Annotated in this window: 11 protein-coding genes and 1 pseudogene; 4 read left to right on the forward strand and 8 right to left on the reverse strand. The window is 68.2% G+C overall.

Annotated elements, in window-relative coordinates; translation table 11 throughout:
- The first annotated feature begins 154 nt into the window (after positions 1-154).
- Entirely contained in the window at positions 155-1,612 is a 1,458-nt protein-coding gene (locus AB0M88_RS38555) for a sialidase family protein (RefSeq protein WP_364110788.1), read from the forward strand.
- Between the two features lie 420 nt (positions 1,613-2,032).
- Here the strand turns inward: AB0M88_RS38555 and AB0M88_RS38560 are convergent, their stop codons facing one another.
- From AB0M88_RS38560 to AB0M88_RS38580, 5 genes and pseudogenes are all read right to left on the reverse strand, one after another.
- Positions 2,033-2,335: a hypothetical protein gene (locus AB0M88_RS38560; RefSeq protein ID WP_364110789.1), complete on the reverse strand. Its 303-nt coding sequence runs from the start codon at positions 2,333-2,335 to the stop codon at positions 2,033-2,035.
- A gap of 13 nt (positions 2,336-2,348) precedes the next feature.
- Positions 2,349-3,509 (reverse strand): hypothetical protein, encoded by a 1,161-nt coding sequence (locus tag AB0M88_RS38565; protein WP_364110790.1) that lies wholly within the window; start codon positions 3,507-3,509, stop codon positions 2,349-2,351.
- The gene (locus AB0M88_RS38570; RefSeq protein WP_364110791.1) at positions 3,496-3,810 is read right to left on the reverse strand and encodes a type VII secretion target; all 315 of its coding nucleotides are present in this window, start codon (positions 3,808-3,810) and stop codon (positions 3,496-3,498) included. Before AB0M88_RS38570 ends, AB0M88_RS38565 begins: the two co-directional genes overlap by 14 nt.
- Positions 3,807-4,202 (reverse strand): YbaB/EbfC family nucleoid-associated protein, encoded by a 396-nt coding sequence (locus AB0M88_RS38575; RefSeq protein ID WP_364110800.1) that lies wholly within the window; start codon positions 4,200-4,202, stop codon positions 3,807-3,809. Before AB0M88_RS38575 ends, AB0M88_RS38570 begins: the two co-directional genes overlap by 4 nt.
- A 168-nt stretch (positions 4,203-4,370) precedes the next feature.
- Positions 4,371-4,541 (reverse strand): annotated as a pseudogene (locus AB0M88_RS38580) (DUF2399 domain-containing protein); the annotation flags it as partial.
- Positions 4,542-4,882: 341 nt separating this feature from the next.
- On the opposite strand from AB0M88_RS38580, the gene AB0M88_RS38585 reads away from it, so the two are divergent.
- Positions 4,883-5,923 carry a YihY/virulence factor BrkB family protein gene (locus AB0M88_RS38585; RefSeq protein WP_364110792.1) on the forward strand — a complete coding sequence of 347 codons (1,041 nt, stop codon included), beginning with the start codon at positions 4,883-4,885 and terminating at the stop codon, positions 5,921-5,923.
- 40 nt (positions 5,924-5,963) lie between these two features.
- Here the strand turns inward: AB0M88_RS38585 and AB0M88_RS38590 are convergent, their stop codons facing one another.
- Positions 5,964-6,410, reverse strand: a complete 447-nt coding sequence (locus AB0M88_RS38590) for a MarR family transcriptional regulator (RefSeq protein WP_364110793.1) — start codon at positions 6,408-6,410, stop codon at positions 5,964-5,966.
- A gap of 81 nt (positions 6,411-6,491) precedes the next feature.
- Between AB0M88_RS38590 and AB0M88_RS38595 the strand changes: the two genes are divergently transcribed.
- Both AB0M88_RS38595 and AB0M88_RS38600 read left to right on the forward strand, forming a co-directional pair.
- Positions 6,492-7,139 carry an FAD-dependent oxidoreductase gene (locus AB0M88_RS38595; RefSeq protein ID WP_364110794.1) on the forward strand — a complete coding sequence of 216 codons (648 nt, stop codon included), beginning with the start codon at positions 6,492-6,494 and terminating at the stop codon, positions 7,137-7,139.
- Between the two features lie 30 nt (positions 7,140-7,169).
- The gene (locus AB0M88_RS38600; protein WP_364110795.1) at positions 7,170-8,531 is read left to right on the forward strand and encodes a cation:proton antiporter; all 1,362 of its coding nucleotides are present in this window, start codon (positions 7,170-7,172) and stop codon (positions 8,529-8,531) included.
- On the opposite strand, the gene AB0M88_RS38605 is transcribed toward AB0M88_RS38600, so the two are convergent.
- Both AB0M88_RS38605 and AB0M88_RS38610 read right to left on the reverse strand, forming a co-directional pair.
- The gene (locus tag AB0M88_RS38605) at positions 8,518-9,318 is read right to left on the reverse strand and encodes a hypothetical protein (RefSeq protein WP_364110796.1); all 801 of its coding nucleotides are present in this window, start codon (positions 9,316-9,318) and stop codon (positions 8,518-8,520) included. The two genes, AB0M88_RS38600 and AB0M88_RS38605, sit on opposite strands and share 14 nt — an antisense overlap.
- On the reverse strand, positions 9,315-9,458 hold the full coding sequence (locus tag AB0M88_RS38610; protein ID WP_364110797.1) for a hypothetical protein: 144 nt from the start codon (positions 9,456-9,458) through the stop codon (positions 9,315-9,317). Before AB0M88_RS38610 ends, AB0M88_RS38605 begins: the two co-directional genes overlap by 4 nt.
- Positions 9,459-9,639: the final 181 nt, after the last annotated feature.

Below are 9,639 nucleotides of genomic sequence, written 5' to 3' on the forward strand. Positions count from 1 at the left end.
GACTACTCGGGAGTGGCGCCCGGTGTGCACAGTCGCACTCCCGTACATATCCATACCGTTCTATTTACATCTTGTAGGAGGTCCGGTAACACCAGCAGCGGTGGCCGCAACCCCTTCGGCCGCCCGTGCGGAACTCGATGAGGCGGTGTCACCCATGCATCAACGCTCCTCCAGGTCACGCAACCGGATCGCACGACTGACGGCCCTGACTATCCCCGCCGCTGCGGCGCTGCTGCTGGCGACTGCGGCGCCCGCGGCGGCCAACGTCGCGCTCACCCAGGTCAGCACCGATCCGTACACCGACACGCAGGCCCAGCATCAAAGCGAGGTCGAGCCGGACACGTACGCATTCGGCGCCACGATCGTCTCGGCGTTCCAGGTCGGCCGGGTCTCCGGCGGCGGCGCCTCGAACATCGGCTGGGCCCGCTCCGGCGACGGCGGCGCGACCTGGACCCACGGCTTCCTGCCGGGCATCACCACCAACGGCGGCGGCACGTTCGGACAGGCCAGCGACGCGGCCGTGGCCTTCGACGCCCGGCACAACGTATGGCTGATCTCCAGCCTCGGCATCAGCGGCTCGACCGTCGACGTGCTCACCAGCCGTTCCACCGACGGCGGCCTCACCTGGTCCAACCCGGTCACCACGGCCACCGGCTCGCTGGACAAGAACTGGATCGCCTGCGACAACACCGCCACCAGCGCCCACTACGGCAACTGCTACACCGAGTACGACATCACCACCTCCGGCGACTCCATCCGGATGAAGACCTCCACCAACGGCGGCGCCACCTGGGGTACGGCGCTGGCACCGGGCGGGAGCCACGCCGGCCTCGGCGGGCAACCGGTGGTGCTGCCCAACGGCGACGTCATCGTGCCCTACCTGTCGACCACCGACACGATCCGCTCGTTCCGCAGCACCAACGGCGGCACCTCCTGGAGCTCCACCGTTCAGGTCGCCACCGTCAGCCACCACGACGCGGCCGGCGGACTGCGGGAGGAAGCCCTGCCCAGCGCCGAAGCCGACGCCGCCGGCACCGTCTACGTGAGCTGGTCCGACTGCAGGTTCCGCAGCGGCTGCCCGCGCAACGACATCGTGATCGCCAAATCGACCAGCGAAACCACCTGGGCCTCCCCGACCCGAGTACCGATCGACGCCACCACCAGCACCGTCGACCACTTCGTGCCCGGCATCGGCGTCGACCCGTCCCGCTCCGGCTCGTCGGCCCGCATCGGGCTGACCTATTACTACTACCCGAACTCGTCGTGCACGGCCTCGACCTGCCAGCTCGACGTCGGCTTCATCTCCTCGGCCAACGGCGGCACCTCGTGGAGCACCGCGACCGCCGTGGCGGGGCCGATGAACCTGTCCTGGATCCCGAACACCTCACAGGGCCGCATGTTCGGCGACTACATCTCGACCTCGGTGCTGCCCGGCGGCAACGCCTACCCGGTGCTGCCGGTGGCTACCGCACCGACCGGAAGCACGCTGCACCTGGGCATGTCCGTGCCGACCGGCGGCCTGCCGGTCACCGGTGGCTCCACCACCGCCCTGGCGTCCCCGGCCCCGAGTTCGGCTGTCGTACACCGAACCGTGCAGCCCGGCGCCCACTAGGACCGGTGATCGGAGCCGGGCCGTTCGATACGGCTGATTGCCGATAGGCGCCTGCGGAAGATCAGGAACGGTCTCCCGCAGGCGCAGGCATTTCGGTGTGGCCGCCACCCGCGATTAGCGCTGCTGCGCGGCGACGAGCCCGGGCGCACGATCAGGACCGGCCGGGTGCGATCTGACGCCGGCCGGCCGACAACGCGAAGCTTCAGCCGATTCCGGTCACCTGCAGCGCGGTGGTCCAGTTGGTGCGGATCGCGCTCCGGGCCGAGGACAGAGTGATCTGGCCCTTGCAGACCGCGTTTTTCAGTTCGTTTCGACGCCGTCCTTGGTTGTGGCGGTTTGGCGTGTGACCACAAGAAGTTAAGTGCGCCGATTGTCATCCGGCCGCTCGCGAGCGAAGAACGGATCGGTTGCGCAGCCTCCTCACCCGGAGATCATGTGCCGCTGCCCCGTGCGGATGTCGTGGTATTCCACGCGGTAGCGGCCGGCGAATTCCACTGCGAGGCTGCGGGCCAATTCGGCACCTCGCTCGGCGAACGCGTTCTCGGACGCCTCGTCGGGGAAGCCGGAGGAAGCAGGGTCGTCGAGGTCGAGGGTGGCGTCATAGTCGTCGCCCCAGGCGTTCAGTTCGTCCGCCAGGTCCTTGGAGATCGGCAGCTTCGCGGGGTCGACATTGTATTCGTCGGCGCCTGGCTGCCAGGTCGGGTACGACTGGTAGTCGGGCATCACCCGGATGATGTCAGTGGCCAACTGGATTCGCCCCCACGATGAAGCCGTTGTTTCCGACCGTGACGGCTACCCTATAAGGTCGGCCCTCGAACACGAACTCGTAGATCGGCCGCCCAGTGCCTTTGCCCTGATAGCCCACGACCTTGCCGGTGGTGGCCGCGTCGAAGGCGAATTGGCCCACCTTGTCCGATGGGACGCCGATGTCGGCGAACTGGTCGGCGTGATCCATGACGTGTTGGAGACCGGCCTTGGCGTTGCCACTCTCCAAGAAGATGATCTTCCCTTCGCCGTTCTTGCCAATCAGGATGACCTTGTCGGGGTCGTGTTTGACTCCGTTGGCGGCCAGTTCCTTCAGCAGCTCGTCGCGAGCGGGGCCGGCCGGCTCGCGTACGGGGTCCTTGCCGCCGCCCTTGCGGCCGAACTTCCCCAGGATGCCTTTGATCTTTTCGATCAGCTCTGCGATCTTGCTGGCCATGCCCCGAAGCCGGGCAAGGCTGGCCACCAGGTCCTTGAGCCACTTGGAGATCTTCGCGGCCCACGAGGCGCACAGCGTCGACACCTGCTCGACGACGAGCGGTGTCGCGAGGCCGAGCGACGCGGCCTCTTCGGCCGCATAGACGATCAGGCGGGACACGAGCGTCGCGATGCCGTCGCGCACCAACATCCGTACGCCGGCAACAAGGAAGCCGGCGGCTTCCGTGATCGCCGCAAGCGTCTCAGCGGCCTTGCCGAGAGCGCCGACCGCGGCCTTCTGCTGAGCGGTCCAGGTCCGGTAGGCGTCCGCCGCCGACCCGGTCCACTCGGTCGTGTCCCACCGCACGGCCCGGTCCAGGTCCTCGGCGCGGTCGTTCAACGATCCGGCCACGTTTCGCCAGGTCTGGGCGTGCGCCTGGACCTGCGCGGGATCACCGGCGAGCCAGTCGAGGGCCTCCCGCAGCGGCTTGACGTGTTCGATGATCCATGCAACGCCGTACTGCAGGAGCGCGCCGATCGGGTCGGAAACGAAGGCTAACGCGTCGAGGCCGGCCGAGACCGCGCCGAGCGATCCCTCAATCCAGCTGCCGTCCTTGACTCCGCGGTAGATGCTCTCAACGTCTTGGGCAATCCAGACCCCTGCCCACAGATCGACCGACGCACTTGGGGTCGCTACCAGCGGATTACCCGAGCTCATCGGTCTTCCTCAGTCGGTGGGCCGCGTTGCCGTCGGACATGTCGTAGTCCGCCGCCGTCGACCGCAACGCATCCGCGGTGTCGCGCGCCGCGGTGACCGCGCTGCCGATGCCGTCGGTCACCTGCGCCTGTAGGTCGTTCAGCAGGGTCGGCACGAACTGGCATAGCCGGCCATAAGCGCCGGAGTCGACTTGGGCTGCCGCGCCGGCCTGTTTCGCGGTGTCCAAACCGTCGCCGATCCGATCAATCTCAGCGGCATGCGAGACGAGAGCGGACGTGCTGACCTGGAACTGGCCGCTCACTCGTCGCCTTCCGACTGATCAGCTAGCCCCAGGCGAACGTTCAAAGATCTCATCAAAGCTTGGCCGGCGGCACTGTCGAGTCCGACCGTTTCGGCCGTCGCTCGCTCGAACTCGCGGGCCAACGATGCCTTGGCCGAACGGATGGCGTCGAGGATCTGCCGGGCCGTGGTGGTGGCTGGCTGGCGACGGATCTCCTCGTCGAGGCGCAGGCCGGCGATCTGACCACCGGATCCGACCGTCACCTCAACGATTCCATCGCCTTCTCGCGCGGTCGCTGTCAGGCCCGAAGTGCGCTCGTTCAGCGCTCGAGCCTTGGCAGCACGCTCCTCGAAACCCTGCTGCCACTGCTCGATCCGCTGCAGCGCCAAGTCGTCGATCGGCCCATCGATCACCGTCTCACGGTAAGTCCGACAGTCAATGCAGGAGTCCCATCGGTGAGCAGCCGGTCGACCTTTGCCCCGGGCTCGCCGACGGCGGAAGTCATTGATCTTTGAGGTCGTCGAGGAGGTCGCGAAGGACAACTCTTCGTGGACTGCCAGACCGCGTGCTGACATGCCCGCCGCGATCAGACGATGAAGCAATTGCGTGCCGGCTCTTGCCGGATTGGCCGAGAGACACAGCAACGGCCTTCCGCTGCCTGCGCGCACCGCGGCCTGCATGACCTGCGGATTCTCGCAGACCGACACTATCTGCCCGGGCGGCAGCCACGAGGCCGTACCCGCCCATCGCAAGCTCGTTGGGAGTGAGATGAGTGATCAGACCGAGGTCGGTTCGGGCACGCATCATCGTCGACCAGCCACCATCGCCCGGCGGCCGGAACTACCAGCACAGCACCGTTCCGGAGAGGGTGTTGGTGGCAACACCCAGCGCTGTCCAGAGATCCCTACGGTCGGCGGCGGACTCCGGGGCGGGCTATGGCGCGTGCGGGCGCAGGCGACCGTCCCCCTTACTGCTCCACCGGCCGATGGTTTGTCGGTGTCCGGTGGTGGGGATCGTGGTCGAGAGTCTTCTGGCTGCACGCCGCTTCGCCGGCTCGGGCCGGCCGTAACTGTTGTCGCAGAGGTGACGCGTGATGGGCGATACCGGCCCGGTCGACAGGTTCCAGCGCGACAATGCCTGGACCGGCTTCCCGCTCGCGGTGCTTTACAAATTCTTCGACGATCAGGGCAACTACCTCGCCGCCCTGATCGCCTATTACGCCTTCGTCTCGTTGTTTCCCCTGCTGTTGCTGGCGGCGACCATCCTGGGCTACGTCCTGGCCGGTGACCCCGGTTTACAGCAGCACATTCTCACCTCCGCGCTGAGCCAGTTCCCTGTCGTCGGCCAACAGCTGCAGGATCCTTCACGCATCGGCGGTGGTGTCGACGGGCTCGTGATCGGCGTGCTCGGGGCGCTCTACGGGGCTCTCGGTGTCGCGCAGGCCGTGCAGTACGCGATGAACACCATCTGGCGGATCCCCCGCAACAAGCGGCCCAACCCGCTCAAGGCCCGTGGTCGCAGCCTCCTGTTGCTGGCCCTGGTCGGACTCGCCGTGGTCGGCACGACGGTGCTGTCCACCCTCGGCAGCAGCGACGCCGGCTCCCTCGGCGGTCTTTTGAAGATGGTGCTGCTCGCCGCGTCCGTCCTGGTGAACGCCGTCGTATTCCTGTTCGTCTTCCGCCTCGCGACCGCCCGGCACCTTACCTTTGCCGACGTTGCGCCCGGCGCGATCAGCGCCGCCGTCGTGTGGCAGCTGCTGCAGACCTTCGGTGTCACCTACGTCCGGCATGTGGTCAAAGACGCCAGCGCCATCAATGGGGTGTTCGCCGTCGTACTCGGCCTGATCGCCTTCTTCTACCTCACCGCGGTCGCGGTGGTGCTGTGCGCCGAGATCAACGTCGTACGCACGGATCGGCTCTATCCCCGTGCGCTGCTGACACCCTTCACCGACGACGTCGAGCCGACCCACGGCGACCACCGCGCGTACACCGGACAGGCCGTCTCGCAGCGCAGTAAAGGTTTCGAGAACATCGACGTCACCTTCGACAAGCCGGCTGACCGCGGCAACGACGACGACTCGGCGCAGGGTCGCGAAGACAATTCGACGTCACCCGAAGATGCCGATGACAGATGACCTGTCGGGGCACCTCAAAGCCTCCTGACGCGGTCTCTGCTCAGCTGTGGGCGCGGCCCCAGATCGCCTGGAGGACCCTGCGTGCATGCCGGCGGTCGCCGGCGCTCAGGTCGGTCAGCAGGGCGTCCTCCATTACGCCGATCCGCTTGCGCAGTGCCGCCTGTTCCTCGCTGCCGCGCTCGGATAGCGAGACTATGTGCCGGCGCCGGTCGCCGGGGTCGCGCAGCCGCTGCACCAGGCCCTCGGACTCCAGATCGTTGAGCAGGCCGACCAGCACGCTGGCGTCCACGGCCATGGCATCTATCAGATCGTGTTGCGTCGCGGAGCCGGTTTGGGCTACGTGGAGAAGCACCTGGCAGTGCCTCGGCCGTAGCCAGGAGCCGGCCAGTGCGGCCCGCAGCGCCTCCTGCACGATCGCTCCCGTTTCCAGGAGCAGGACAGCCAGCGGCAGCTCACGGTCGGTGCGTTCCGGGATCGGGGTCGGCATCCCACCAAGCATACGGATCGCTTAATCATTTGCACCTGCGGATAGTTTATATTTCTCAATCATCCTGTACGGTAAACGACCATGGGCATGCTGATACCGATCAAGGCGCGGTATGTGGAGCGCCGCCAGGAAGCGGACGACGTGACGGCGTTCGTCTTCCGTCCAGACCGCCCCTTCGCATACCGCGCCGGCCAGCACGGCATCTTTATCGTGCCCGGCGCCGGCATGAAGCCGCTCACGATCGCGTCCGCCCCGGAGGACCGCGACCTGACCATCGCGACCCGGCTCGGTTCGGGCAGCCCGTTCAAGAAGGCGTTGGGCGCCCTCCAGCCGGGTGACGCGATCCGCGTCCGAGGGCCGCTGAATCGGTTCACCCTGAGCGGGTCGGCGGACGACGTCGTGTTCATCGCCCAGGGCGTCGGCATCACTCCGTTCCGCTCATTGCTGCGGCACATGCGCGCCGCGGGAATCGGTCGGCACAGCACGCTCGTCCACGTCGGATCCGCCCACGCGTTCCGGGGCGAGACCGAGCGGCTGGCCACTCGCGCGTGGTATCCGAGCGGGGTCGAGCAGTTCCGATTCGACCTCAAGCGAGCCATCTACGAACGGGCCGGCGCGACGTGTTACGTCGCCGGTGCGCCGGCCTTCGTCGCCGACACCGCCGTGCTACTGGCCGAGCTCGGCGTCGCCAAAAAACAGCTCAGGCGCGACAGCTTTCCCGGCTACTGAGCGCTGTCGCACCCCGGCGAAAGGATTCCCGTGACCGACCACGTCCTGGCGGCCGCACCCGCGCTACCGAGCCACGAATTGCTCGTCTTCCTCTTGCAGGTCGCGGTCTTGCTGCTCGGCGCGTTCGCGCTCGGCCGGCTCGCGCAGCGCCTCGGCCTGCCGGCCATTGTCGGTGAGCTGCTCACCGGGGTGGTGATCGGCCCGTCGGTGCTCGGCCACGCCCTGCCTGACCTGTCCGCCTGGTTCCTGCCGAGCACCGGCGAACAGCAGCATCTGCTGGACGCAACCTGCCAAATCGGCGTGCTGCTGCTCGTCGGCGTTACCGGCACTCACCTGGACGCCGCCATGCTGCGCCGCCGGGGCGGCAGCGCGCTGACCATCAGCATCTGCGGGCTGGCCATTCCGCTCGTCCTCGGCCTGGCCGCCGGCACCCTCATGCCGGCCGGCCTGATCGGCGACGGCACCCCGCGGTGGGTGTTCGCGCTCTTCCTCGGTACGGCCATGTCCGTTTCCGCCATTCCGGTGATCGCCAAGACGCTGAGCGACATGCGGCTGCTGCACCGCGACATCGGCCAGCTCGTACTGGCCGCCGGCACCGTCGACGACGCGATCGGATGGTTTCTGCTCTCGGTCGTCTCGGCCGCGGCCACCGTCGGGGTCACCGCTGCACGCGTGACGGCCGGGGTGGCGTACCTCATCGGGTTTATCGCCCTTGCCGTCCTGATCGGACGTCCTCTGGTCCGCCGTGCCCTCAGCCTCGCGGCGCGATCGCCCGAGGCCGGCCCGAGCACCGCGGTCGCGGTCGTTCTGATCCTGCTCGGGGGCGCCCTCACGCAGGCGCTCGGCATGGAGCCGGTCTTCGGCGCCTTCATCGCCGGCATCCTGGTCGGCCTGCCCGGCGCCGGCGATCAGCGCAAGCTCGCGCCGCTGCGGACGGTCGTGATGTCGGTGCTCGCTCCGCTGTTCATCGCCTCGGCCGGTCTGCGGATGGACCTGTCCGAACTGCGCCGGCCGTCCATCGCCCTGGCGGCCTTGGCCGTGCTGGCCATCGCCGTCATCGGCAAGTTCGCCGGCGCCTACCTCGGCGCCCGGCTGACCGGCCTACGTAGTTGGGAAGCGCTCGCCCTGGGGGCCGGGATGAACGCCCGCGGTGTCGTCGAGGTCGTGGTCGCCACCACCGGCCTGCGTCTCGGGGTGCTCACCACGGCGACGTACACCGTTGTAGTCCTCGTGGCGGTCGTCACCTCGCTGATGGCCCCTCCGCTGCTGCGCCTGGCGATGAACCACGTCGAGCAGAACGAGCGGGAGACCGTCCGGCACGCCATGCACGACGCGTGGTCGGCCGCGGGCAGCGAGCCGGGCGACCCGGCGCGGAACGTCAGCTCGACTTGACCTCGGTCCGCAGCACTCGGACCACACCGATCACGCCGGGCAGGACCACCCAGATCAGCGAGGCGGTGAGGAATTCCAGCCACTGCCTGCCGGACACCTGGTGGAGGTATAGCGGGGCCTGGGCGTTGTCGAGGTCCAGCCACGGCGCCAGGTCCTTGAGGCCGGAGACCGAGGAGAACAGCAGGTTGGACAGGTTGGGCACGACGTAGAAGAACACCACCGCCACCGCGGTGGCCAGCAGCGCCATCCCGTACGCCAGGCCCTGGAGCAGACCGACGATCAGCACCACGGCGATGTCGCGATAGCCGGCCACGCCGAACGCCCAGCTGCCAGCGCCGTTGCGGAGCGCGATGCCGAGGAGGTTACCGATCGCAGCCGATCCGAAGCCGACGAGGATGACCATCGCGCCGACCACGAGGGTGGCGGACAGCTTGGCCACCAGGACACGGCGGCGGTTCGGTTCCAGGGTGAAGGTGATCAGGCCGGTGCGCTGGCTCCACTCGCTGGTGACGGTGAGGATGCCGATGATCGGCAGCAGGATCCGCTCGGGCGACTGGGTGTAGTTGACGAGCTGGCCATAGGTCAGGTTCTTGGGGTCGGCGATGAGCAGGACGCCGGCCACGACCAGCGGCGTCGCCGCGAAGATCGCGATCAGCAGCCACTTGCCGGCCCGGGTATCGGTGAGCTTGCGCAGTTCGGCGCGCAACTGCCGGCCGAACGGCACGCCGGGGCGGCCGGTCGGGGCGGGTCGGGTGTGCGCCGGCTCGATCGTCTGTGCGTGCGTCATCGGTTGGCACTCTCCGTTGAGTCGTGGCGAGCGTGGTCGGTGGTGAGCCGCAGGAACATCTCCTCCAGGCCGCCCTCGGTAGCCGTGCGCAGCTCGGACATGAGCACGCCGGCGTCGTAAGCGGCCTTGGAAACCTCCACGGTGGACGCGGAAGTCAGATAGCCGCCCTCGGCGGCCGGACTGTGTTCGATCCCGGCGTCGGTCAGCGCCTCGGACAGTGCCCGGTCGTCGGGGGGGGCGCCCCCCCGAGCCCACCGCCCCCGCCCCCGGCGCGCACCGGGGGCCCCCCCCGCCCCGCCCCCCCCCCCCCCCCCCACCCCA

It is taken from the genome of Actinoplanes sp. NPDC051411 (genome assembly GCF_040682075.1).
Taxonomy (GTDB): Bacteria; Actinomycetota; Actinomycetes; order Mycobacteriales; family Micromonosporaceae; genus Actinoplanes.

Excerpts from the sequence above, each read along its gene's own strand:
- AB0M88_RS38605 (WP_364110796.1), bottom strand. The coding sequence starts at position 9,318 with ATGACGCACGCACAGACGATCGAGCCGGCGCACACCCGACCCGCCCCG.
- AB0M88_RS38565 (WP_364110790.1), bottom strand. The coding sequence starts at position 3,509 with ATGAGCTCGGGTAATCCGCTGGTAGCGACCCCAAGTGCGTCGGTCGAT.
- AB0M88_RS38595 (WP_364110794.1), top strand. The coding sequence starts at position 6,492 with ATGGGCATGCTGATACCGATCAAGGCGCGGTATGTGGAGCGCCGCCAG.
- AB0M88_RS38560 (WP_364110789.1), bottom strand. The coding sequence starts at position 2,335 with ATGCCCGACTACCAGTCGTACCCGACCTGGCAGCCAGGCGCCGACGAA.
- AB0M88_RS38555 (WP_364110788.1), top strand. The coding sequence starts at position 155 with ATGCATCAACGCTCCTCCAGGTCACGCAACCGGATCGCACGACTGACG.
- AB0M88_RS38590 (WP_364110793.1), bottom strand. The coding sequence starts at position 6,410 with ATGCCGACCCCGATCCCGGAACGCACCGACCGTGAGCTGCCGCTGGCT.
- AB0M88_RS38585 (WP_364110792.1), top strand. The coding sequence starts at position 4,883 with ATGGGCGATACCGGCCCGGTCGACAGGTTCCAGCGCGACAATGCCTGG.